We start from the raw sequence: 22,746 nt of genomic DNA on the forward strand, positions 1-22,746 counted from the left end.
AAACTCTTAGGAGTTCCCGTATCGATACGGTTCGCGGCGCTGGATGATCAGGCTCCGGGCACGCTCAAACAAAAATGCGAAAACAACCCCATGCACAGTACGAATCATTGAAGAATTTCGCGCCGCATGGTGCGGGTCCTGCCGGCGAAGGCCGTTTGACACGTCGGGCAGAACAGGCGCAAAGTTGCATGATCGCCGATCGTGAATCCGCAACTCGCGCCGACGCCGTTAACCGGTCGGAAGCCATGGCTGCTATGAAACGTGAGCCGGCCTCGACATCGGCACCACTGTCGATGGCGCGAGGCTGAACTCTATGCACGCGCCCGATCGCAGTTTGCACGAGGCCATGCTTGTCCGGCAGATGGATCGAGCCACGGCAGGCATCGGCAATCGAGGTTGGAAATGACTCTCCTCAGAAGTGACGGCGTGTGGTTGAACGAACCGAAACGATGGACGGCAGAGGACGATCGCCTCCAGGTCGTGACGGACAAAGGCACCGATTTCTGGCGCGAAACCTACTACGGCTTTAATCGTGACAGCGGGCATTTCCTGGGCTTTCCAACCCGCGAGGCATTCACCGCCAGCTTACGTGTACAGGGCGACTTCCAGACGCTCTACGATCAGGCGGGCATCATGGTGCGCATCGACGCGCGACATTGGGTCAAGGCCGGCATCGAACTGTCGGACGGCCGCGCCATGCTTGCAAGCGTGCTAACCGACGGGCGATCGGACTGGGCAACGGCACCCTATGAGCATGATGCCGGAGACTTCTGGGTCCGCGCAACCGTCGCCGACGGCGTCCTTCGTCTACAAGTCTCGGCCGATGGCAAGACCTGGCCTCTCATGCGGCTAGCGCCGTTTCCGGCAGCAAGCTCCTATCTTGTGGGCCCGATGGCCTGCACGCCCGAGCGGGCGGGACTGGAAGTCGTGTTCTCGAACTTTCGTCTGACACCGCCGCTTGGAAAGGACCTTCACGACCTGAGCTAAGCGGCCTTGCGATCTATCGCGCTCCCGAGCGGGCAGATCGTCGTTCAGCGCAGCGCCCTGCCACTCGTCTCTATCGCCTCCGCCGACTGCGCCTCGACCGCCTGCACGGCGACATCAGCGACCTGCCGCAGCGCTTCACGATCCGCGCCCGAAGATGCCATCACGCCCATGCCGACCGACACCGCCGAGATATAGCGCGCGAGCGCGGCCGGATCGGCGGTCTCCTTGAGATCGCCCTCCGCCTTGGCCCGGACGAAACGGTCGCGGAGCTGGTCCTCATTCTGGGCACGGCGCGCGGCGAGCTCGAAAGGGACGTTCTCGGAGCCGGTGCCGCAGGCGATGCCGCCCTGAACGAGCAGGCAGCCGGGCGGATTGGCGGGATCGGTCTGCTTGTCGGCGATGCCCATCAGCATTCGCTCGGCGACGGCTCGGGCGGTGGGCGCTGCGACCACCTCGTCCATCCAGATGTTGCGCAGCGTGGTGTAGCGGTCGAGCGCAGCCTTCAGCAGGCCTTCCTTGTTGCCGAAGCAGGCGTAGAGACTGGGCGGATTGATGCCCATGGCCTCCGTGAGCTGGGCAATGGTCGCGCCCTCATAGCCATGGCGCCAAAACACTTCCATCGCCTGGTCCAACGCCGTTTCGGCGTCGAATTCGCGGGGGCGTCCCATGCCCATGTGCCTGTCTCCTCGGATTCGGCGTGCTGTCTCAGCCTAACGCCGGATCCTATCTATTTGTTCTAGCTTTCTTTTTCTTGTGTCTTCCAATCGTCGCGGTATCGACGTACAATTTTCTTAGTGATTGGTACATAAGTATCTTGCACTGCGGTATCCAGCTCCACATCTGTAGTGAACACTACATATCTGGAGCGCGCAAATGCATCCCTCCCAAAATACCTCCCGCACCGGCCATTTCCGCCGCCTTCTGGGCGGCGTCGCCATCGTGGGCGCCCTCGCCGCGGCCGGCTCGATCGTGACCGGCCGCTATTTTCATGCGGCGCAAGCGACCGCACCGGCGGCCGCAGCTGAACAAGCCGTTTCCGTCACCGTCGCGATGATCGAGCCGCGGCAGACCGTGCTGTGGGACGATTTCTCCGGCCGGCTCGAGGCGATCAACCGTGTCGAGCTCCGCCCCCGCGTTGCGGGTGCGATCATGTCGGCGAACTTCACCGAGGGCGCGCTGGTGAAGGCCGGCGACGTGCTGTTCAAGATTGATCCCGCCCCCTATGCGGCCGAGGTCGACAAAGCTGCCGCCCAGCTCGAGGCCGCCAAAGCGCGCGTCGTCTTCACCCAAAGCGAGCTCGAGCGTGGCGCACAGCTCGTCGGCAACGCCGTGGTCACCCGGCGGGACTACGACCAGCGCGACAACGCCAATCGCGAAGCAATCGCCAACGTCAAGGCGGCCGAGGCGACGCTGCAGACCGCAAAGCTCAATCTCGACTACACCGAAGTGCGCGCCCCCGTGGATGGCCGCGTCGGCAAGATCGAGGTCACCGTCGGCAATCTCGTCGCCGCCGGCACCGCCTCGCCGGTGTTGACCTCGCTGGTCTCGGTCAATCCGATCTACGCCTCGTTCGATGCGGACGAAGAGGTGGTGCTGCGCGCGCTGAACTCGATCGCCGATGCTTCCGGGCAACGCGGCAAGCTCGACCAGATCCCGGTCGAGATGACGACCTCGGGCGGCTTGTCCGCGAAGGGCAACATCCAGCTGATCGACAACCAGGTCAACGGCCAGAGCGGCACCATCCGTGTCCGCGCGGTGTTCCGCAACGACGATGGGCGTCTCATCCCCGGCCAGTTCGCGCGCGTGCGCATGGGCCAGCCGAAGCAACAGGCGCTGGTGATGATCGACGAGCGCGCGATCGGCACCGACCAGGACAAGAAGTTCGTGATGGCAGTCGGCGACGACAGCCGCGCCGTCTACCGGCCGGTCACGCTCGGCGGCGCGGTCGATGGGCTTCGCATCGTCACCTCGGGCCTGAAGTCCGGCGACCGCATCGTCGTCAATGGTCTGCAACGCGTGCGTCCGGGAGCCCTCCTCAAGACGGAGGTGGCGGCGATGGGTGCACGGGGGCCGCAGCAGGCGTCGAACCACAGCAACCAGGACGTGGTGCAGCGTTAATGCACCCCGTCATCCCGGGGCGCGCATCGCGCGAACTACGGTGCGCAATTGCGCACCTGAGAATCTCGAGCGTACGAAACTCCGAACACATCACCTCTGGATTCCGGGTTCGCGCTTCGCGCGCCCCGGAATGACGAGTGGAGGTCTCGGAGAACATCAGGATATTGCCCAGGGGCAAGGCCATGAATCTGTCAAAGTTCTTCATCGATCGTCCGATTTTCGCCGGCGTGCTGTCGGTCCTGATCTTCCTTGCCGGCCTGATCTCGCTGTTCGCGATGCCGATCTCGGAATATCCCGACGTCGTGCCGCCCTCCGTCGTGGTGCGCGCTACCTATCCCGGCGCCAACCCCAAGGTTATCGCGGAGACAGTGGCGACCCCGATCGAGGAGCAGATCAACGGCGTCGAGAACATGCTCTACATGTCGAGCCAGGCGACCACCGACGGCGCGATGACGCTGACGGTGACGTTCCGGCTCGGCACCGATCCCGACAAGGCGACGCAGCTGGTGCAGAACCGCGTGCAGCAGGCCGAGCCGCGCCTGCCGGCCGTGGTGCGCCAGCTTGGCATCATCACCAAGAAGTCCTCGCCCGACCTCACCATGGTGGTGCATCTGTTGTCGCCGAACGGCCGCTACGACATGACGTATTTGCGCAACTATGCCGTGCTCAACGTCAAGGACCGGCTAGCGCGGATCGACGGCGTCGGCGACGTTCAGCTCTATGGCGCCGGCGATTATTCGATGCGGGTCTGGGTCGATCCGCAGAAGGCGGCCGAGCACGGCCTGACCGCGAGCGACATCGTGCGCGCGATCCAGGCGCAAAACGTCGAGGCCGCCGCCGGCGTGGTCGGCTCCTCTCCGAATGTCAAAGGCATCGATCTCCAGCTCTCGGTCAATGCCGAAGGCCGCCTCGCCAACGAGGAGCAGTTCGGCGACATCGTGGTCAAGACCGGCACGCGCGGCGAGGTCGTCCGTCTGCGCGATGTCGCGCGCATCGAGCTCGGCGCGTCCGAATACGGCCTGCGCTCGCTGCTCGACAACAAGCATGCGGTGGCAATCCCGATCTCCCAGGCGCCGGGCTCCAACGCGCTGCAGATCTCCGACAATGTCCGCGCCACCATGGCGGAGATCAAGAAGAACATGCCGGAGGGCGTGTCCTACCAGATCGTCTACGACCCTACCCAGTTCGTTCGCTCCTCGATCGAGGCTGTGATCCACACGCTCTTGGAGGCGATCGCGCTGGTCGTGCTGGTCGTGATCCTGTTCCTCCAGACCTGGCGGGCCTCGATCATTCCCCTGCTGGCCGTGCCGGTGTCGATCGTCGGCACCTTCGCCGTGATGCACGTGTTCGGCTTCTCGATCAACGCGCTCACCCTGTTCGGCCTGGTGCTCGCCATCGGCATTGTCGTCGACGACGCCATCGTCGTGGTCGAGAACGTCGAGCGCAACATCGAGTCCGGGCTGTCGCCGCGCGATGCCACCTATCAGGCCATGCGCGAGGTCTCGGGCCCGATCATCGCGATCGCGCTGGTGCTGATCGCGGTGTTCGTGCCGCTCGCCTTCATCTCCGGCCTCACGGGACAGTTCTACAAGCAGTTCGCGCTAACGATCGCGATCTCGACGGTGATCTCGGCCATCAATTCCCTGACGCTGTCTCCGGCGTTGTCGGCGCTGCTGCTCAAGGGCCACAACGAGCCGAAGGACTGGCTGACGCTGATCATGGAGAAGAGCCTCGGCTGGTTCTTCCGCGGGTTCAACAAGGCGTTCACGCGGTCCTCGGAGAACTACAGCGGCAGCGTCGGCAAGGTGATCTCGCGTAAGTCCGCGATGATGGGCCTTTATGTGGTCCTCGTCGGACTCACCGCATTTCTGTTCCAGCAGGTGCCTGGTGGATTCGTGCCGGGCCAAGACAAACAGTACCTCGTCGGCTTTGCCCGCCTGCCCGATGGCGCCACGCTCGACCGCAGCGAAGAGGTGATCCGCAGGATGAGCGACATCGCGCTGACCCAGCCCGGTGTCGAGAGCTCGGTAGCCTTCCCGGGCCTGTCGATCTCCGGTTTCACCAACTCATCCAATGCCGGCATCGTGTTCTCGACGCTGAAGCCGTTCGACGAGCGCAAGGATCCCTCGCTCAGCGGCCCTGCGATCGCGGCCGAGCTGAACAAGAAATATGCCGGCATCCAGGAAGCCTTCATCGCCATGTTCCCGCCGCCGCCGGTCAACGGCCTCGGCACCATCGGCGGCTTCAAGCTGCAGATCGAGGACCGCGCCGGTCTCGGCTATGACGCCCTGAATGAGGCCACCAACGCCTTCATGGCGGCGATGCAGAAGGCGCCGGAGATCGCCGGCGTGTTCTCCAGCTTCCAGGTCAACGTGCCGCAGCTGTTCGCCGACATCGACCGCACCAAAGCGCTGCAGCTGGGCGTGCCCGTCACCGAGGTGTTCAACACGCTGCAAATCTACCTCGGCTCCTACTACGTCAACGACTTCAACAAGTTCGGCCGCACCTATTCGGTCCGCGTCCAGGCCGACGCACCGTTCCGCGCCCGCGCCGACGACATCAGGCAGTTGAAGGTGCGCTCGTCGTCCGGCGACATGGTGCCATTGTCGGCGCTGCTCAACATCCGCCAGAGCGCGGGGCCGGAGCGCGCGATCCGCTACAACGGCTTCCTGTCGTCCGACATCAACGCGGCGGCTGCGCCGGGCTTTTCATCGGGCCAGGCGCAGGAAGCGGCGACGCGGATCGCGGCGGAGGTGCTGCCGCCGGGCTTTGCCTTCGAATGGACCGACCTGACCTATCAGGAGTTCATCGCCGGCAATTCCGGCATCTGGGTGTTTCCGCTGGCGATCCTGCTGGTGTTCCTGGTGCTGGCCGCGCTCTATGAGAGCCTGACCCTGCCGCTATCGATCATCATGATCGTGCCGATGGGCTTGCTCGCCGCGATGTTCGGCGTCTGGATCTCCAAGGGCGACAACAACGTCTTCACCCAGATCGGCCTCATCGTGCTGGTCGGCCTCTCCGCCAAGAACGCGATCCTGATCGTCGAATTCGCGCGCGAGCTCGAATTCGCCGGGCGCACGCCGATCCGGGCTGCGATCGAAGCCAGCCGCTTGCGGCTACGCCCGATCCTGATGACGTCGATGGCGTTCATCATGGGCGTGCTGCCGCTGGTGCTCTCGACCGGCGCGGGCTCGGAGATGCGGCGCGCCATGGGCGTTGCCGTGTTCTCGGGCATGATCGGCGTCACCGTGTTCGGCCTGTTCCTGACGCCGGTGTTCTATGTGCTGCTTAGAACCGTCACCGGCATGAAGCCGCTGGTTCATCACGGCAGCGACATCAGCGCAGCGCCGGTCCAGGGGCCTGCCGAGTGAACAGCGTCCCGCCGCGGCACGCCCCCGGCGGGACCATCATTTCCGGTTCTCCTCGCAGAATTTCAGCGCCGCCAGCGCCTCGCCGGCCCGCGGGATCTGCATCTCGATGCTGTCATCGTCGTCGTCCTCGAAGTCCAGCGTGAGGCGCTTGGCCTTCGCGAGGCGGTCCATGATCGACTGGTCGTAGGCGAAGATGCCGCGCACCGTCGTCTTGTCCATGACCTCCCACTTGGCCTTCTTCATGATGTCCGCATCGTCGGTGCCGACATCGGCCCGGAGGATCTCACCGGCCTTGTCCCATTCCCAACCGTCGTAGATCATCACGATCACGATCGCCTGCTCGGAATAGGTGATCACGATGACGTAGTCGCGGTTCTCGTCATCCTTGTCCTTGTAGCCGCGGCTGGCATTGCAATGGGTGTCCTGCGCCCGCTTCTCGATGGTCCAGTCGCCGACTTTGGATTGTTGCGCAAGCGCGGGCCTCGAGCTCGAGGCGGTTGCGCTCAAGACGCAAGCGAGAATTCCGGCGGCAAGAAGAGATCGTTTCATGTCGGCCTCCAGCGCGTTCCCCGCGCCGAGATGACCACCTCTCCCGGCGGCTCGCAAGAGGGCGAGGCGAACGGCCGGCGGCCGTCCTATCCCCGCCGCGGCACGATCGCGATCGGAGTGAAGGTGTAAACCTCCTCGCCGTTCTGGTTGAACATGGTCCATTTCACCAGCGCGATGCCTTGCGGCTTCGATTTCGACGGCGTCAGGCTCATGACCTCGCCGACCAGATGCAGGCGGTCGTTGGGCCGCACCGGCATGGTCCAGCGCAGGCCGTCCACACCGGCGCCGATCAGCGGATGCGGGCCGAACGGACGGGTCTGGATCGCAAGGTTCATCGCGATCGCGGCGGTGTGCCATCCCGAGGCGGCAAGCCCCTTGAACAGGGTCTGCTTCGCCGCCTCGTGGTCGAGATGCATCGGCTGCGGATCGAACTCGGCGGCAAAGCGCTTGATGTCGGCCTCGGTGACCACGACTTCGGGGGATTTGAACTGCATTCCGATGGTGAGATCGTCGAACCACTCGACCTGCGCCATGATTTTGCCTCGCAAAATGACGTGCCGCTCCCGAAGAGACGGCTAAAAATCGACTGAGCCATGAGGGATATAGCGGGCCCGCAGCGCACAAACCAGCGCAAGGTTCCTGACGAAACCCCTTTCCCGATGCGACGAAACACGCCTGAAACAGATGGCCGCTTAAGTAGTTGTCAAAATAAATACAGGGACGGCCACCATGCAGTTCATCCTCGACCTGATCTACGAATATTCGTGCTGCCAGAATCTCGTTGCCCAGCCGCTGCGGGAGGACGAGCTATGATCGAGCTGATCTCAGCCCTGCTCGCGCTGTGCAGCATCGGCGTCTTCGCGGCGCATGCGTTCGACGCTTACCGCACTACGCATTCCTGACCGTTCTGACGCTAAAGCGCGATGCGATTAGGATGAATCGTCATCGCGCTTTAGGCTGTTGTTTGAGCATGATCTTTTTGGAAAACCGCTCCGCACTTTTCCTCCAGATCATGCTCTAGAAAGGTCGCCGGTAGAAGTGCTCGGAATGCGTCGCCGGTGGAAACCGGTTGGCGAGCGCAAGCGCCCCTCTCTCGTCCGTCTCGAGCGCGATCTTCTGCGCCAACATCACATCGCCCGGTACTAGGAAGCCTGACGGGACGAAGCACCACCCCATCGTCGCGCGCCCCTCACTATCGACCTCGTGGACGTTGGCGGCTGTGCCGTAGTGGATGCGATAGGTCCGGCCGGTGTCGCAACCGACGACGTCGAAATACCGAAACTGCTCGAATTGAGCGCGCTGCGCCGGTGACAGCCATTCGGCCAGAAGCCGGCGGCCGCGCGCATCCGGCGTGTTCTCGCCGAAGAAGCGGCGATAGAGTTCACGCAGCGCATGCAGGCGCGCACGCGCCGGCGCGCGGAGCCAAACTGCCGCGATCATGAGCAGCTCAGATCAACCGCCGACCAGGCGGGGATAGAACAGCGTTTCCTGCGCGGTCGGATCGAACGATCGGATCCGGGTCACTTCGCCGGGTCCGGTTCGAAGCGCGGCGGTGAAGCCCGCTCCGGTCAGCTCACGAAAGCGCCGTTCGGCTCGCGCCAGCGCCTCGGCGTTGCCAGGATCAAACTCGTGGCGCGTATCGCCAGTTTGGTCCATCACGATCTGGGTAGCCATGTTGAGTCTCCTCATGCCCAGCCCTGAACTTGATCAAAGCAAACCTCGTGCCGTCGGTTCCAGAAGGCAACAACTTTCTCTCGCCGTCGCATCACACGTCGCTGAGCAAGAGCTCAGCGTGAGGCCGCAGCACTCCCGCCCTCGTCGATCTGCCGGCCCATCAGCGCGATCGCCTTCTGATAGACACCAGCGGCATTCCAAGCCTCGATGGCAGCGAAATTGGGCTCGCCCGGCTGGTATCCGGCTCCCGCACGCCAACCATGGGCTTTGAGGAAATTCGCGGTCGAGTTCAGCGCATTGGCCGCAACTTCGAGATTGCCGGTGCCGTAGGCCAGAATGCTCTTGGGCATGAACTGGGTCTGGCCGACCTCGCCATGCATGGAGCCGCGGGTCGATCCCGACAGCGTACCGCGGTCGATCAGCTTCAGGGCGGCATAGAGCTGGTCGGTGAAGAATTCGGGACGGCGGCAGTCATAGGCGAGGGTCGCAATCGACGACAGCATGTTCTGGTTGCCGCGCTGGCTGCCGAAGCCGGTCTCCATGCCCCAGATCGCGATCAGCGGCCCGGGCGGGACGCCATAGCGCTGCTCGATCGAGGCGAACAAGGCGGCCTGCGACTGCTTGAGCTGCCGGCCCTTGGCGACGATGGTGGTGGCGCCGCGCTTGGCCAGGAACTGGTCCAGCGTCAGCGAGAAGCTGCGCTGGCCACGGTCGGCCGCGATCGTGGCGCTGGCATAGTTCGTTTGCATCAGCGCCGACAGTGCGGTGGGGCCGATGCCCTTGCCCTGAGCCTCCGCGCTGAACTCGCGCTTCCAGGCCTCGAAGCCGGCCGGCGAGCTGCCGCATTGCGCGGCCTCGGCGGAGGATGCCAGGCAACCGAGCAGCGTCATTGCGCCAAGAACCGCTCCCGCAACAGCCCTGCCCCTGATCATGCCCGACCTCTCCTGTCCTGTACCGCTCGGCGGCGCAATCTTACCCGCTGGAATGCGCCGACTCCATGGCCCGATCATAGGACAATTCGAGGCCTTCCAGGTTGCCCTCTTTGCGCCATTTGTCGAGCAGCCGCAGGAATGCCACCGGCCCGCGCCAATATTGGCTGTTTCTTGCCGCGATCGGATCGAACACGCCTTCGTTATTGTAGTAGCCCGGCGTGCATTCGGCGAGATAGGTCTGCCGACCGAGCGCGGCCTTGACGACCTCCTCGACCCAGGCGTTCTCGGCCGCAAGCGTCGGCTCCAGGGTGCGTGCGTTGCGCTCGCGCGCCTGCTTGATGACATAGGCGATGTGCTGCGACTGCTCGTCGATGATGTGCGGAAAATTGGCGCTCTGTCCGGCCTGCACGGTGACGATCAGGAAGCAGTTCGGAAAGCCGCGGCTGTAGAAGCCGTGCAGCGTCTTGACGCCGTCCTGCCAGCGCTCGGACAGGCTCATGCCGTCGCGGCCATAGACCTCGAAGCCCATTCGGCGCGCGTAATCGGTGCCGACCTCGAAGCCGCTGGCATAGATCAGGCAGTCGAGCTCGTAGGCCTTGCCGCCGGCGACGACGGCATTCTCGGTGATGCGTTCGACGCCCTTCCCCCCGGTATCGACGAGATGCACATTGGGACGGTTGAAGGTGTCCAGATATTCGTCGTGGAAGCAGGGCCGCTTGCAGAACGCCTTGTACCACGGCTTGAGCGCAGCCGCGGTCGCCTCGTCCTTGACCACGGTGTCGACGCGCGCGCGGATCTCCTCCATCTTGCGGTAGTCGGCCTGCTCGATGACCTTCAGCGCTTCCTCAATCGAGGTCACCGGCTGCTTTTGCCGGCGCGGTGCCAGCAGGATTTCGCCGAGCAGGCCGGTCCAGCCGTCCTGCACCAGGTCCTGCTCGAACGGCTCGCCTGAAATCACGGCGGTAAAATTGTCCATGCGCTCGCGCTGCCAGCCTGGCTTGAGGCTCTGCGCCCAGGTCGGGTCCGTCGGACGATCGTCGCGAACGCCGATTGCGGACGGCGTGCGCTGGAACACATAGAGCTCCTTGGCGGAGCGGCCGAGATGCGGCACGCATTGCACGGCGGTGGCGCCGGTGCCGATGATGCCGACGCGCTTGCCGGCAAGACCGGTAAGGCCACCATCCGCGTTGCCGCCGGTGTAGCCGTAATCCCAGCGGCTGGTATGAAAGCTGTGACCTCTGAACGTCTCGATGCCGGCAATCCCCGGCAGCTTCGGACGGCTCAGCGGACCGCCGGCGAGGATGACGAAGCGCGCGCGGATCTGGTCGCCCCTGTTGGTCTCGACCAGCCACCGCGCCTCATGCTCCTGCCAGGTCATCCGCGAGATGACGGTCTGAAACAGCGCGCGCTCGTACAGGTCGAAATGACGGCCGATGCGGCGCGAGTGCTCGTAGATCTCCGGCGCCCGGGCATATTTGCGCACGGGCATGTAACCGGTCTCTTCCAGCAACGGCAGGTAGATATAGCTCTCGGTATCGCAGGCGGCGCCGGGATAACGATTCCAGTACCAGGTGCCGCCGAAGTCGGCGGCCTTTTCCACGATACGAAAATCCGCGATGCCGGCCTCGCGCAATCGCGCGCCACACAGCAGGCCGCCGAAGCCACCGCCGACGATGAGCACTTCGGTCGCTTCGTCGATGGCCGCGCGCGCAAATCCGGGATCGGCCCAGGGGTCGTCGAGATAACGGCCGAACTCGCCCGCAACCTCGACATACTGGGCCTTGCCCTCGGCGCGCAGACGGCGGTCGCGCTCGTCGCGATAGCGGGCACGGAGGGCGGAAATATCGACCGTAGAAGCGCCGCTTGCATCGGTCTTGTGTCTTTCCGCTGACATTCGATTCCTCCCGCGCATGCTGCTTCGCCGGCAGCTCACCGCACGTTAGCGCCGAAAAAGCGCTGCATGCAATCACGCTGATTGTTTTTGCGTGAACGCTGCGTGACCTTCCGCTAACCTCGAGCGCAAATCACGAGCCTACGCCATGCAACGACATGGCCATCCGGAGGGAGACCATGCAGGGATTGATGATGGACATGCCGCTGCTGATCAGCGGCCTGATCCAGTATGCGGCCGATTATCATGGCGAAGCCGAGATCGTTGCACGCGAGATCGAGGGCGACATCCATCGCTACACCTACTCAGACGCGCATCCGCGCATCAAGCGCATGGCGCTGGCGCTGAAGCGGCTCGGCATGGAGCAAGGCGACCGCGTCGGAACGCTGGCCTGGAATACGCACCGGCATTTCGAGATGTTCTACGCCGCGCCGGGCATGGGCTACGTGCTGCACACGGTCAATCCCAGGCTGTTTCCCGAGCAGCTCATCTACATCATCAACCATGCCGGGGACCGCCTGCTCTTCATCGATCGCGCCACGCTGCCGCTCGTGGAGGCGATCGCGCCGCAGCTAACGACGGTCGAAGCCTATGTCGTGATGTCCTCGCGCGAGCGGATGCCGGAGACGAAGCTCGCGAACGTGCATTGTTACGAAGAGCTTCTGGAACGCGAGAACGATGCCGGCTTCGCCTGGCCGGAGTTCGACGAGAAGTCCGCCTCCACGATCTGCTACACCTCGGGCACGACGGGCAATCCAAAGGGCGTGATCTACTCGCACCGCGCCGCGATCCTGCAGACCATGACCTGCTGCAATTTCGACTTCCTGCCGGGACACGTCGAAGGCGTGCGCGAGGTGATGATGCCGATGGCGCCGCTGTTCCACGGCAATGGCTGGAACATGCCGTTCACCGCGCCCTATACCGGCTCCAAGCTGGTACTGCCCGGCCGCAACTACGAGCCGGACAAGCTCTATGAATTGCTGGAAGGCGAGAAGGTGACGCTGTCGGCGGGCGTGCCGAGCTTCTGGCTGATCCTGCTCGACTGGCTCGGACGGACCGGCAACAAATTCTCGGCCTTGCGCGCGACGTTGTCGTCGGGCTCGGCCCCACCGCGCGCCATGGTGGAGAAGCTGAAGCGCGAGTACAATGTCGATTACATCCAGGCCTGGGGCATGACCGAGGCGCTGGGCTGCTCGATGCCGGGGCTGCGGCCGGGCTCGGAGCATCTCAGCGAGAAGGAGAAATTCGACCGTCGCCAGGTCTCCGGCCGCGCCTGCTTCGGCACGCATTTGCGCATCGTCGACGACGCCGGCATTGAGCTGCCGCGCGACGGCAAGACGGTCGGCCATTTGCGCGCCCGCGGGCCCTGGGTTGCCTCCGGCTACATGAAGCTGGACGAAGGCCTCGATCGCGACGGCTGGCTGATCACCGGCGACATGGCCGTGATCGACTCACAAGGCCACGTCACGCTGACCGACCGTTCCAAGGACGTGATCAAGTCCGGCGGCGAGTGGATCTCCTCGATCCAGCTCGAGGACATCGCCCTGTCCCACCCCGACGTGCTGCAAGCGGCCGTCGTCGCGATCAGCCACGAGAAATGGCAGGAGCGCCCCCTGCTCCTCGTCGTCCGCAAGAAGGGCGCGACCGTCGACGGCAAGGCGCTGCTCGAGCACATGCGTCCGAAGATCGCGAGCTGGTGGCTGCCGGACGCCGTCGAATTCCTCGACGAATTCCCGATGACCGGCACCGGCAAGGTGCTGAAATCCGCTCTGCGCGATAGGTTCAAAGAGTACCGGGTCGCGTGACCCGCTCGCCGTCGATCAAGGAGACCAGAAAATGCTCTATCCGATGTCGCCAAAAGTCGTCGAGCTCAAGCGCAGGCTCGAAAGCTTCATGGACCGGCACATCTATCCGAACGAGGAGCGCTTCTACCGCGAGGCTGAAGAGCTCGGGCCGTGGAAGGTCTATCCGGTCGTCGAGGAGCTTAAGCCGCTGGCGCGCGCGGAGGGGCTGTGGAATCTGTTTCTGCCCGAGAGCGATCACGGCGCGGGCCTCTCCAATCTCGAATACGCGCCACTGTGCGAGGTGATGGGCCGTTCGCACCTTGCTCCTGAAGTCTTCAACTGCTCGGCGCCCGACACCGGCAACATGGAGGTGCTGGAGCGTTACGGCAGCGAGCAGGACAAGGAGCGCTGGCTGAAGCCGCTGCTCGCGGGCGAAATCCGCTCCTGCTTCGCCATGACCGAGCCGGCGGTCGCATCATCCGATGCGACCAACATCGAGAGCTCGATCGTACGCGACGGGGACCATTACGTCATCAACGGGCGCAAATGGTACACCACCAACGCGACCGACCCGCGCTGCAAGATCTGCATCTTCATGGGCAAGACCGACCCCGACAATCCCGACCGTCACAAGCAGCAATCCATGATCCTGGTGCCGATGGACACGCCGGGCATCGAGGTCAAGCGTCCCCTGCCCGTGTTCGGCTTCTACGGAGTGCCCGACCGCGCCTCCGAAGTGGTGTTCACCAATGTGCGCGTGCCCAAGGAGAACATGCTGCTCGGCGAGGGCCGCGGCTTCGAGATTGCGCAGGGCCGTCTCGGGCCCGGCCGCATCCATCATTGCATGCGGCTGATCGGCCTTTCCGAACGCACGCTGGAGAAGATGTGCCGCCGCGTGCGGAGCCGGGTCGCCTTCGGCAAGCCGGTCTCGGAGCAGACGGTGACGCAGGAGCGCATTGCGGAGGCGCGCATCATGATCGAGCAGGCGCGGCTACTGACGCTGAACGCGGCCCATGCGATGGACACGGTCGGCAACAAGGTGGCGAAGGCAGAGATCGCAATGATCAAGGTCGCCGTGCCCAACATGGCCTGTCAGATCATCGACTGGGCCATTCAGGCCCATGGCGGCGGCGGCACCTCGAACGATTTCGGCCTGACGCAGGCCTACGCCACCGCGCGCTTGCTGCGACTTGCCGATGGACCCGATGAGGTCCATCGCAACCAGATCGCGCGGCTCGAGCTGAAGAAATACTCGAACACGTAAGAAGGGCGCTCTTCCTTCGCTTCAGTTCACCACATAGACGTCAGGATCGGCGCTCGAGCTCGGTTTCTTGAAGGCGTTGCGCAAGGCCGATGACATTGGGACGTTATAGTTGAGGCCGTTCGGCGGCGTCGGCGATTGCAGCCATTTCTTGTAGAGCACCTCGATCTCGGGGCTGGCATAAAGCTCCGCGGTGGCGCGATCGGCGAGCGCCTTGAACGGCGCATCCTCTCGCCGCAGCATGATGCCGTAGGGCTCGGGCTTGGAGAACGCCTCCTCGCTGATCATGTAAGCTTGCGGCTCCTTCGACCGCGCGATCGCGACCGCGAGCTGGACGTCGTCGAGCGCATAGGCCTGGGCGCGGTCGGTCTCCAGCAGCAGGAAGGCCTCGGCCTGGTCCTTGGCCGGCATGATGTTGATGCCGAGATTGCGCTCGGTGTTGACCTTGGCGAGCTGCGTCAGGTTCACAGATCCCGCGACCGCCGTGACCGCCTTGCCCTTGAGATCGTCGATGGTCTTGATGCTCGCCGCCTTCCTGGCCGCGAACCGCGTCGCGCTGAGGAAGTGCGTGTTGGTGAAGGCGACCTGCTTCTGGCGGTCGGCATTGTTGGTGGTCGCCGAGCAATGCAGGTCGAGCGTGCCGTTGACCATCAAAGGAATCCGGTTCGAGGACGTCACCGCGACAGTCTCGACCGAAATGTCTGATATGCCGAGCTGCTTCTTCACGGCTTCGACGATACGGAGGCAGATGTCCATGGCAAAGCCGACCGGCTTCTGGTTGCCGTCGAGATAGCTGAATGGGACGGAGGCCTCCTGATAGCCCAGCGTGATCTTCTTGGTCTCCTTGATCTTCTGGAGCGTGCCCGCGAGGTCTTCGGCTGACGCCGCGCCTGCAAGACTTGTCAGGGCAAGGAAAAGAACGGGTAGACGCATCAGTTGCTCCTCAATGGGGTCGTCGGCCTTATCGCGAGGGGGGTGATAACCGACACATGCAGCGTCCGCCAGACGGGACAGCGACTACCAGCTATCGCGCTTTTCAATACTGGCCAAACGGACGCTGCTTCACTGGCACGTCAGCTGCTGCTCGAACCAGCCCCTCAACCGATCCGACAGGGACGGCCACATCCGCCGGAAGCTGTCGAGCTTGCCGACATTGGCGCGGTACATCGCCCGCGATTCGCGCTCGATGGCCGGAAGGTCGACGCCCGTGCAGACCCCGTCCCGCGCGATCGTCCTGCCGGCGACGACCACCTCCTTTACCAGCGACGCATTGCCGCGCGCGAACAGCAGCGCCATCGGGTCAACCGACATGATCTGGTCTCGATCCAGCCGGTCAAGATCGATCACGACGTAGTCGGCGGGATTGCCCGCCGCGAGCTCACCATTCCCGGGCGCCCCGGTCGCATGGCGTCCGTTGCGGATGGCGAGCGAAAACATCTCGGCCGGCGTCCATGTCGCCTTGAAGCCGAGGCCGCCGTGGACCATCTGCACCAGCCGCATCTCGCGCAGGATGTCGTCATCCTCGTCCAGCGCCAGGCCGTCGACGCCGACGGCAATGGCGCAGCCGCATCTGTGCGCGGCGGCGATCGGGGCGAGGCCCGAACGCAGATGCATGTTCGAGCTGAAATTGGTGACGATGCGCGCGCCGGAGGCCGCGATCATCTCGAGCTCTTCGGGACGGGCGTGAATGCAATGCGCCAGCGTCAGCCGCCCGGAGAGAAAGCCGACATCGCGAAGCCAGCGCACCATGTCCGGAAAGTGCTGGTCGGCCCAGGCGCGCTGATAAACTGTTTCCAACAGATGCATGTGAATGCGGCGACCGGTCCGTGCGGAGTTCTCCGCGACGGCCTCCAGCAGCGGCTTCGAGCACCATTGCACGCCGGCGGGCCCGAGCTGCACGTCGACCATCGGTCCGGCGATGGCTGCGGCAATCGCATCGGTCAGCTCGATATAGGCCTTCGGCGACAGCGGCGCGCGAACGAAGAGATCCTCGATCGTCTTGCGATCGTCCCCGGGAAGCCCTGAAAGCACCGGCTCGGCATCACCGTAGACGACGGGGTTCTGGTCGCGCACCGCCATTGCAAACGCCATGCGAATCCCGACCTCGGATGCGGCTTTCGCGATGGCCTTGGCCTCGTCCAGCAGCGGCATCGTCCCGCTCGGACGCGTGTAATGGACCATCATCGCCGCGCAGCCTGCCTTGGCGGAACGGGCCAATGCCGAGACGGCTGTCAGATAGGGATCGACCGGCGAGCCCAGCGCGGTTCGCAAAATCCAGCTTTCCAGGGGCATGCCGACCGCACCGAAGGACGACGCCGTGGCACGGGCATGATCATGGGCGTTGACGAAGGCAGGGATGACGAAGGAGCGAGGCGCCGGCCCCGCTCCTTCCGAGATTTCGGTGATGACGCCCTCGTCGTGCCGCAGCACGACGTTCTCGCTGACGCCACGGTCAGGGCCACGGAACAGGCTGGTTGCCGAGATCGCCGTGGCCATGGCTGTTCCTCCAATCTCAGTTGGCAGTGTACACCAGTTCCCGCTCCGCGCGCGGCGGCAGGAATTCGCGCGAGAACACCTCCGCCGGCGTCGGCGCACGGGCGAGCTGATAGCCCTCGACCACGATGCCGATCGCGCGCGTCATCCGGTCGTCCTTGATGTCGCCGATGCCGATCTCCTTCATCTCGGACGAGACGATCAGCTTCTCGAAGGAATATTGCAGCCGGCGCTTCTCCACCTCGGCGTTGATGAGGTTGTCGTAGTTCAGTGCCGCCTTCATGCCGGCATTCTGGTCCTTGGCGATCGCGATCGCACCCTTGTTGATGGCGCGCACCAGGCCCGCCACGGCCTTCGGATTCGAGGCGATCAGCTTGCGGGAGACCATCACGCCGTTGGAGTAGAGATCGAGGCCATATTCACCGAAGGAGAACCATTTGAAGTCCTTGTCCGGATCCTGGCGGTTGAGCACCAGATTGAAATAGCTGGTGATGTTGAAGACGAGGGCCGCATCGATGTCGCCCTTGATCAGCATCGGCTCCTGCAGGTTCGGCGCCATGTTGGAGATCTTGATCTTCTCGCCGTCGAGCCCGTTCTTGCGGGTGAACACCGGCAACAAGCGCGTGGTCGGCGTGCCCTGCGCACCGCCGAGCGTGCGGCCTTCGAAATCCTTGATGGTGTTGATGCCGCTGCTCTTCTTGGCGACGATGGCGAACGGCGGCTGGTTCCACATCATGTAGACCATGACGGGCGCCTCCTGCGGCTTGGTCGAGGCGTTCTGGATGATGGCGTTGACGTCGCCGAAGCCGGCGTCATAGGCGCCCGACATCACGCGCGTGACGGTGGCGCCGGAGCCCTCGCCCTGATCGATGACGACGTTGAGGCCTTCCTCTTTGAAGAAGCCGTTGTCCTTGGCATAGAAGAAGGCAGCGTCGCTGCCCTGGGTTTTCCAGCCTAGCGTGAACTTGATCGTGGTCTCCTGCGCGGTGGCGGCGCCTGCGGATAGCGCCAATCCAAGCAGCGCGGCGGTTAACTTCCTCAACATCGAGACCTCCTCAGCTTCGTTGCGTGACGGTTCAAGAAATCAGGTGGCGATCACGTCGTTCTTGCGCGTGGCCCAGCCGGTGACCTGTCCTTCGATCAGCGAGAACACGACGTAGAGCGCGACACCGAGCCCGGCGAGCACGAACAAGCCCGCGAACACCAGCGGCACGTTGAAATTGGAGGACGCGGTCATCATGACGTTGCCGATGCCGCGGTTGGAGGCGACCGTCTCCGACAGCACCGCGCCGACGAAGGCGTAGGAGATCGCGACCTTCAGCGAAGCAAAGAAGAACGGCATGGTGCGCGGCAGACCGACATTCCAGAGGATATCGAGCTTGCTGGCGCCGAGCGCCTTCAAGACGTCCTCGAGCTCGGGCTCCGTGGTGGCAAGTCCCGTCGCGATATTGACCACGATCGGGAAGAAGCAGATCGACAGCGCAGTCAGCACCGCCGGCACCGTGCCGGAGCCGAACCACAGCACGAAGATCGGCACCACCGCGACCTTGGGGATCGAGGAGAAGCCGATCAGCAGCGGATAGCAAGTGTCGTAGGCCGTCTTCGACACGCCGATGATCGCGCCGAGGGCGACGCCGAGCGCGACGCCAAGCACGAAGCCGAGCATAGTGGTGGCGAGCGTCTGCACGATGTGCGGCCACAGCACCGGGAAGCGCTGGACCAGCGTCACGAAGACCTGCGAGGGCCGCGGCAGCACCAGATCGGACATGCCGGTCATCAGGCAGAACAGCTCCCAGGCGACGAAGAACAGCACGATCAGCCCCGCCGACCACGCTTTCTGCCTGACATCGATCCCGAACATCAGCCTGCCCCCTGCTCAGCGGCGCTGCGCGCATCCTCGATGAAGGCGCGCAGCTTCTGGTTCAGCGCGACGAAATCCGGCTCAAAGGTCATCGCCACGGTGCGCGGCCGCGCGAACTCCACGCGGCTGTCGTCGAGGATGCGGCCGGGACGCGCGCTCATCACGCAGATACGACTGGCGAGAAAACCGGCCTCGCGCAGATCGTGCGTCACCAGCAGCACGGTTGGCTTGTGCGTCATCCAGAGATTCTGGAGGATCGCCCATAGCTCCTCGCGGGTGAACTGGTCGAGCGCGCCGAAGGGCTCGTCGAGCAGCAGCATGCGCGGCTCGTGGATCAGCGCACGGCAGAGATTGGCGCGCTGGAGCATGCCGCCGGAGAGCTGCCAGGGATAGCGGTTGCCGAACCCTTTGAGGCCGACCTGCTCCAGCAGCGCATTGGCCTTGTCGCGGAATTCGGTCTTGCGCAGCTTGCGGAACTTCGAGCGGAACGGCTCGACGATCTTCAGCGGCAGCATGATATTCCGCTCGATCGTCATCCACGGCAGCATGGTCGGGTTCTGGAAGGCCATGCCGACCCGCATCGCCCGGGCCGCCACCTCGCGGCCGCCGACAATGACGACGCCGCTGGTCGGCTGCACCAGGCCGCTGACGAGACGCAATATGGTCGATTTGCCGCATCCGGACGGGCCGACCAATGCGACAAACTCGCCGTCGGCGATCTTGAGCGTGGTCTTCGACAAAGCAGGCACGGCGCGGTCGCCGCGCCCGAAGGTCACCGAGGCCTCCGACAGCTCGATGGCGATCGTCGCAGAGCCTTCGGGAACGGGCTGGCCGTCGAACTGGGCGTTGGGTTGCATGCGCATCACGGAAAAAAGTGCATGCAAGCTGGATGCCAGCGATCGAGCCCCGCGAAATCAAAGGCCTAGCCGAAATCCGTGCCAAACCGCCGGATTCGATTTAGGCAGTCCGGAGGCCAAACTGCATGCAATTGGAGCGCACAATCGGCGCGAGCCTGTGCTAAAGAGAGATTGTCACTCCCATGGGATTCGCCGATGGCGGCGCGCGCCAGCAGCAAGACTTCTGAATCGTCGGACAAGGTCAGCGTGATCTGCCGCGCGCTCCGGCGCGCCATCATCGAGCAGGCGCTGGAGCCCGGCGCCAAGCTGCCGGAAGATGCGCTCGGCGAACGTTTCGGCGTCAGCCGCACCATTGCCCGCCATGCGCTAGGTCAACTCGCCGCCGAAGGCCTGGTCGAGCTCCGCCGCAACCGGATCGCCGTGGTGGCGACGCCGAGCTGGCAGGAGGCGCGCGATGCCTTCGACATCCGCATCGAGCTCGAACGCCTCGTCGTGCGCCAGCTCGCGGGCAAGCTGACCAAGGCGCAGATCGCCGAGCTGAACGCCCATGTCGATGCCGAGGATCGCGCCCGCGGCGGCACGGATGCGGTGTCGATCCGACTCGCCACCGAATTCCACATTCTGCTCGCCCATATGACGAACAGCCCGATTCTGGTGCGCTATGTCAGCGAGGTCGCCTATCGCTGCTGCCTGACGCTGTCGCTGTACAGCCGGCCGCATTCCACCGAATGCGCCATCAACGAGCACCGCGCCATTATCGCGGCGCTTGCCAAGGGCGATGCGGCCAAGGTGATGGAATTGATGCATCATCACCTGGATTCGGTGGCCAATCGTGCGCTGGTCGCTCCCACTCCGCAGCGTGGCCGCGATCTGCTCGACATCCTCGCACCCTATGCGGACGAGGTGACGAGCAATCGCGTCGTCAAGCTGCCGAAAATCGCGCGGAGGGGCTAAGCCTCGATGCCGCGCTGGACGAGGATGCGCTCGGCGCTGTCGTTCCAGACATCCATCTTCACGATCTGCCCGTCCCTCACGACGAAGCGATCGACATAGCGGTTGCCCTCGAACGGCGTGCCGTCCATCCATTCGCCATAGAGCGTGCCGACGCTGTAGACGACGGTCTCGTCCGCGCCCGGGCAGACGTCGAACCGGTCCATCTTCTTCTTGACCCAGCGATAGCGTTTCGCGTTGAAGCCGGTCGGCCCGCGCGGATGGTCGAACGCGCGCCCGCCGGTGAACGTGATCACCGTGCCCGGCTTCATATAGGCCGCAGCGGCGTCGGGATCCGGTATCATCGAAGCGGTAAGATAGGCCTCGACAATCTCGGCGTCGGTCATCGGGCTTTCGGGTTTTGCCGCAGTAGACATCGCGGGGTTCTCTTGGGACGCCGCTATTTTACAATCCGGGCCTCAAAGTGCATGCACATTTTTTAGACAATACGGCCTCAGCACTGCACACAATCTGGAGCTGCCCGCTCCGATGGCTTCGGCTAGGCTGCTGCAGCTGAATCCAACGCCATGACTACCCAAGCCGCTTTCGACCTGATCTTCCGCAACGCGCTGTTGCGCTCTTCCGCCGCACCGGTCGATATCGGGGTGAAGGACGGCCGCATCGCCGCGATCGCGCCAAAGCTGGCCTGCGAGGCCGCCGAGGTCGACGTTGACGGCCTCCTCGCCCTGCCCGGCTTCGTCGACACCCACATCCATCTCGACAAGGCCTGCCTGCTCGGCCGCTGCGGCCACGATCACGGCAGCGTCTCGGAGGCGATCCGCGCCGTCGCCGGGATGAAGAAGGATTTCACGATCGAGGACGTCTACGCGCGCGGCGCAAGCGTGCTCGAACGCGCCATCGTCAACGGCACGACGCGCATGCGCACGCATGTCGAGATCGACCCCCGCATCGGCCTCCGCGGCTTCGAGGCGGTCAAGGCGCTGAAGCGCGATTACGCCTGGGCGATCGATCTCGAGCTCTGCGTCTTCCCGCAGGAAGGCCTCACCAACGATCCCGGAGCGGAGGAGCTGCTGATCCAGGCGCTTCGCGAGGGTGGTGAAGCCATCGGCGGCTGCCCCTACATGGACACCGACCCGAACGCGCACCTTGCGCGCATCTTCGACCTTGCCGGGGAATTCGACATCGACGTCGACCTCCATCTCGACTTCGACCTCGATCCCTCCTGGTGGCATCTCGACGAGGTCTGCCGCCAGACCGAGCAGCGCAATTATGGCGGACGCGTCGCGATCGGCCATGCCACGAAACTGTCGGCCTTGCCCCCCGAACGGATGAAGGCGGCCACTGCGCAACTGGCAAGGTCAGGCGTTGCGGTCACCGTCCTGCCCGCGACCGATCTCTATCTGATGGGGCGCGAGGCCACGCACAACGCGCCGCGCGGGCTGACCCTCGCCCACAAGCTTGCCGGCGACGGCGTGCTCTGCTCGGTCGCGACCAACAACGTGCTCAATCCCTTCACGCCGTTCGGCGATGCCTCGCTGCTGCGGATGGCGAACTTCTACGCCAACGTCGCGCACGCCTCGGTCCGCGACTTCGACACCTGCCTGGACCTCGTGACCGAGCTGCCGGCCCGGCTGATGAACCTCGCCGACTACGGCATCGAGGTCGGCAATCCCGCCGATCTGATCGTGCTCGATACCAAGGACAGCCGATTCGCCATTGCCGAGCTGCCTGACGTCCTGATGGGCTTCAAGCGCGGCCGGCAGACATTTGCACGGCCGCGGCCGACCCTGTTCAAGAGCTGAGCGCGTTTGGCGGCCGATATTTCGGGCATCGCGCGCCAACCTGATCGGCCGCGGGGCCACGGCAGTTCGATTTTACCGCCGGTCCGCGCCGACCCGAGTTCGGTAGAATCCCGGACCGTAGCTCAACGCATTGCGAGGCAGGCCGCGCCGCCATAACTACGACGTGCACTGACCATCTGCGTTCAGTGGGGAAGTATGAGTCTGTTCAGCGCATT

General features: G+C 64.1%; 20 protein-coding genes. 7 read left to right on the top strand and 13 right to left on the bottom strand.

Annotation, left to right across the window (positions count from 1 at the left end; genetic code table 11):
* Positions 1-402: 402 nt before the first annotated feature.
* Positions 403-987, top strand: coding sequence for a DUF1349 domain-containing protein (locus tag I6F24_RS10710; protein WP_225112182.1), 585 nt, complete (start codon positions 403-405; stop codon positions 985-987).
* Between the two features lie 44 nt (positions 988-1,031).
* On the opposite strand, the gene I6F24_RS10715 is transcribed toward I6F24_RS10710, so the two are convergent.
* A complete protein-coding gene (locus tag I6F24_RS10715) occupies positions 1,032-1,661 on the bottom strand; it encodes a TetR/AcrR family transcriptional regulator (RefSeq protein WP_225149461.1) in 630 nt (209 codons plus the stop codon).
* Positions 1,662-1,860: 199 nt separating this feature from the next.
* Between I6F24_RS10715 and I6F24_RS10720 the strand changes: the two genes are divergently transcribed.
* Positions 1,861-3,105, top strand: a complete 1,245-nt coding sequence (locus tag I6F24_RS10720; RefSeq protein WP_036001246.1) for an efflux RND transporter periplasmic adaptor subunit — start codon at positions 1,861-1,863, stop codon at positions 3,103-3,105.
* Positions 3,106-3,287: 182 nt separating this feature from the next.
* Positions 3,288-6,476, top strand: a complete 3,189-nt coding sequence (locus tag I6F24_RS10725) for a multidrug efflux RND transporter permease subunit (protein ID WP_225149460.1) — start codon at positions 3,288-3,290, stop codon at positions 6,474-6,476.
* A 36-nt stretch (positions 6,477-6,512) separates the two neighbouring features.
* Here the strand turns inward: I6F24_RS10725 and I6F24_RS10730 are convergent, their stop codons facing one another.
* The 6 genes from I6F24_RS10730 to I6F24_RS10755 all read right to left on the bottom strand — a co-directional run bounded on the left by I6F24_RS10730 (position 6,513) and on the right by I6F24_RS10755 (position 11,525).
* Entirely contained in the window at positions 6,513-7,025 is a 513-nt protein-coding gene (locus I6F24_RS10730) for a hypothetical protein (protein WP_036001249.1), read from the bottom strand.
* Between the two features lie 86 nt (positions 7,026-7,111).
* Complete coding sequence (locus I6F24_RS10735; RefSeq protein WP_036001252.1) at positions 7,112-7,558, bottom strand: MaoC family dehydratase; 447 nt, start codon at positions 7,556-7,558, stop codon at positions 7,112-7,114.
* A 484-nt stretch (positions 7,559-8,042) separates the two neighbouring features.
* Positions 8,043-8,465: a hypothetical protein gene (locus tag I6F24_RS10740; protein ID WP_036001255.1), complete on the bottom strand. Its 423-nt coding sequence runs from the start codon at positions 8,463-8,465 to the stop codon at positions 8,043-8,045.
* A 12-nt stretch (positions 8,466-8,477) separates the two neighbouring features.
* Entirely contained in the window at positions 8,478-8,699 is a 222-nt protein-coding gene (locus tag I6F24_RS10745; protein ID WP_007592399.1) for a hypothetical protein, read from the bottom strand.
* Positions 8,700-8,812: 113 nt separating this feature from the next.
* Positions 8,813-9,631: a lytic murein transglycosylase gene (locus I6F24_RS10750; protein WP_036001257.1), complete on the bottom strand. Its 819-nt coding sequence runs from the start codon at positions 9,629-9,631 to the stop codon at positions 8,813-8,815.
* A gap of 40 nt (positions 9,632-9,671) precedes the next feature.
* The gene (locus I6F24_RS10755; protein ID WP_225149459.1) at positions 9,672-11,525 is read right to left on the bottom strand and encodes an NAD(P)/FAD-dependent oxidoreductase; all 1,854 of its coding nucleotides are present in this window, start codon (positions 11,523-11,525) and stop codon (positions 9,672-9,674) included.
* 176 nt (positions 11,526-11,701) lie between these two features.
* Between I6F24_RS10755 and I6F24_RS10760 the strand changes: the two genes are divergently transcribed.
* A complete protein-coding gene (locus I6F24_RS10760; protein ID WP_225149458.1) occupies positions 11,702-13,327 on the top strand; it encodes a long-chain fatty acid--CoA ligase in 1,626 nt (541 codons plus the stop codon).
* A 31-nt stretch (positions 13,328-13,358) separates the two neighbouring features.
* Positions 13,359-14,570 carry an acyl-CoA dehydrogenase family protein gene (locus I6F24_RS10765; RefSeq protein WP_225149457.1) on the top strand — a complete coding sequence of 404 codons (1,212 nt, stop codon included), beginning with the start codon at positions 13,359-13,361 and terminating at the stop codon, positions 14,568-14,570.
* A gap of 21 nt (positions 14,571-14,591) precedes the next feature.
* On the opposite strand, the gene I6F24_RS10770 is transcribed toward I6F24_RS10765, so the two are convergent.
* The 5 genes from I6F24_RS10770 to I6F24_RS10790 all read right to left on the bottom strand — a co-directional run bounded on the left by I6F24_RS10770 (position 14,592) and on the right by I6F24_RS10790 (position 19,778).
* Positions 14,592-15,500, bottom strand: coding sequence for an amino acid ABC transporter substrate-binding protein (locus I6F24_RS10770; protein WP_036022387.1), 909 nt, complete (start codon positions 15,498-15,500; stop codon positions 14,592-14,594).
* Between the two features lie 129 nt (positions 15,501-15,629).
* Positions 15,630-17,063 (bottom strand): amidohydrolase family protein, encoded by a 1,434-nt coding sequence (locus I6F24_RS10775; protein ID WP_036022386.1) that lies wholly within the window; start codon positions 17,061-17,063, stop codon positions 15,630-15,632.
* 16 nt (positions 17,064-17,079) lie between these two features.
* Positions 17,080-18,105: an ABC transporter substrate-binding protein gene (locus I6F24_RS10780; RefSeq protein WP_036022384.1), complete on the bottom strand. Its 1,026-nt coding sequence runs from the start codon at positions 18,103-18,105 to the stop codon at positions 17,080-17,082.
* Between the two features lie 39 nt (positions 18,106-18,144).
* Positions 18,145-18,921: an ABC transporter permease gene (locus I6F24_RS10785; protein WP_036001283.1), complete on the bottom strand. Its 777-nt coding sequence runs from the start codon at positions 18,919-18,921 to the stop codon at positions 18,145-18,147.
* Positions 18,921-19,778 (bottom strand): ABC transporter ATP-binding protein, encoded by an 858-nt coding sequence (locus I6F24_RS10790; protein ID WP_036001404.1) that lies wholly within the window; start codon positions 19,776-19,778, stop codon positions 18,921-18,923. The genes I6F24_RS10785 and I6F24_RS10790 overlap by 1 nt, the downstream gene beginning before the upstream one ends.
* 195 nt (positions 19,779-19,973) lie before the next feature.
* On the opposite strand from I6F24_RS10790, the gene I6F24_RS10795 reads away from it, so the two are divergent.
* Positions 19,974-20,732 (top strand): GntR family transcriptional regulator, encoded by a 759-nt coding sequence (locus I6F24_RS10795; protein ID WP_025035646.1) that lies wholly within the window; start codon positions 19,974-19,976, stop codon positions 20,730-20,732.
* On the opposite strand, the gene I6F24_RS10800 is transcribed toward I6F24_RS10795, so the two are convergent.
* Positions 20,729-21,145 carry a nuclear transport factor 2 family protein gene (locus I6F24_RS10800; protein ID WP_036022379.1) on the bottom strand — a complete coding sequence of 139 codons (417 nt, stop codon included), beginning with the start codon at positions 21,143-21,145 and terminating at the stop codon, positions 20,729-20,731. The genes I6F24_RS10795 and I6F24_RS10800 overlap by 4 nt on opposite strands.
* Positions 21,146-21,295: 150 nt before the next feature.
* On the opposite strand from I6F24_RS10800, the gene I6F24_RS10805 reads away from it, so the two are divergent.
* Positions 21,296-22,531: an amidohydrolase family protein gene (locus I6F24_RS10805; RefSeq protein WP_225149456.1), complete on the top strand. Its 1,236-nt coding sequence runs from the start codon at positions 21,296-21,298 to the stop codon at positions 22,529-22,531.
* Positions 22,532-22,746 lie beyond the last annotated feature (215 nt).

The organism is Bradyrhizobium sp. BRP23, from assembly GCF_020194135.1.
In the GTDB taxonomy this organism is placed as follows: Bacteria; Pseudomonadota; Alphaproteobacteria; order Rhizobiales; family Xanthobacteraceae; genus Bradyrhizobium; species Bradyrhizobium yuanmingense.

Coding starts and splice junctions, on each gene's coding strand:
- I6F24_RS10710 (WP_225112182.1), top strand. CDS start 403: ATGACTCTCCTCAGAAGTGACGGCGTGTGGTTGAACGAACCGAAACGA.
- I6F24_RS10715 (WP_225149461.1), bottom strand. CDS start 1,661: ATGGGCATGGGACGCCCCCGCGAATTCGACGCCGAAACGGCGTTGGAC.
- I6F24_RS10720 (WP_036001246.1), top strand. CDS start 1,861: ATGCATCCCTCCCAAAATACCTCCCGCACCGGCCATTTCCGCCGCCTT.
- I6F24_RS10725 (WP_225149460.1), top strand. CDS start 3,288: ATGAATCTGTCAAAGTTCTTCATCGATCGTCCGATTTTCGCCGGCGTG.
- I6F24_RS10730 (WP_036001249.1), bottom strand. CDS start 7,025: ATGAAACGATCTCTTCTTGCCGCCGGAATTCTCGCTTGCGTCTTGAGC.
- I6F24_RS10735 (WP_036001252.1), bottom strand. CDS start 7,558: ATGGCGCAGGTCGAGTGGTTCGACGATCTCACCATCGGAATGCAGTTC.
- I6F24_RS10740 (WP_036001255.1), bottom strand. CDS start 8,465: ATGATCGCGGCAGTTTGGCTCCGCGCGCCGGCGCGTGCGCGCCTGCAT.
- I6F24_RS10745 (WP_007592399.1), bottom strand. CDS start 8,699: ATGGCTACCCAGATCGTGATGGACCAAACTGGCGATACGCGCCACGAG.
- I6F24_RS10750 (WP_036001257.1), bottom strand. CDS start 9,631: ATGATCAGGGGCAGGGCTGTTGCGGGAGCGGTTCTTGGCGCAATGACG.
- I6F24_RS10755 (WP_225149459.1), bottom strand. CDS start 11,525: ATGTCAGCGGAAAGACACAAGACCGATGCAAGCGGCGCTTCTACGGTC.
- I6F24_RS10760 (WP_225149458.1), top strand. CDS start 11,702: ATGCAGGGATTGATGATGGACATGCCGCTGCTGATCAGCGGCCTGATC.
- I6F24_RS10765 (WP_225149457.1), top strand. CDS start 13,359: ATGCTCTATCCGATGTCGCCAAAAGTCGTCGAGCTCAAGCGCAGGCTC.
- I6F24_RS10770 (WP_036022387.1), bottom strand. CDS start 15,500: ATGCGTCTACCCGTTCTTTTCCTTGCCCTGACAAGTCTTGCAGGCGCG.
- I6F24_RS10775 (WP_036022386.1), bottom strand. CDS start 17,063: ATGGCCACGGCGATCTCGGCAACCAGCCTGTTCCGTGGCCCTGACCGT.
- I6F24_RS10780 (WP_036022384.1), bottom strand. CDS start 18,105: ATGTTGAGGAAGTTAACCGCCGCGCTGCTTGGATTGGCGCTATCCGCA.
- I6F24_RS10785 (WP_036001283.1), bottom strand. CDS start 18,921: ATGTTCGGGATCGATGTCAGGCAGAAAGCGTGGTCGGCGGGGCTGATC.
- I6F24_RS10790 (WP_036001404.1), bottom strand. CDS start 19,778: ATGCAACCCAACGCCCAGTTCGACGGCCAGCCCGTTCCCGAAGGCTCT.
- I6F24_RS10795 (WP_025035646.1), top strand. CDS start 19,974: ATGGCGGCGCGCGCCAGCAGCAAGACTTCTGAATCGTCGGACAAGGTC.
- I6F24_RS10800 (WP_036022379.1), bottom strand. CDS start 21,145: ATGTCTACTGCGGCAAAACCCGAAAGCCCGATGACCGACGCCGAGATT.
- I6F24_RS10805 (WP_225149456.1), top strand. CDS start 21,296: ATGACTACCCAAGCCGCTTTCGACCTGATCTTCCGCAACGCGCTGTTG.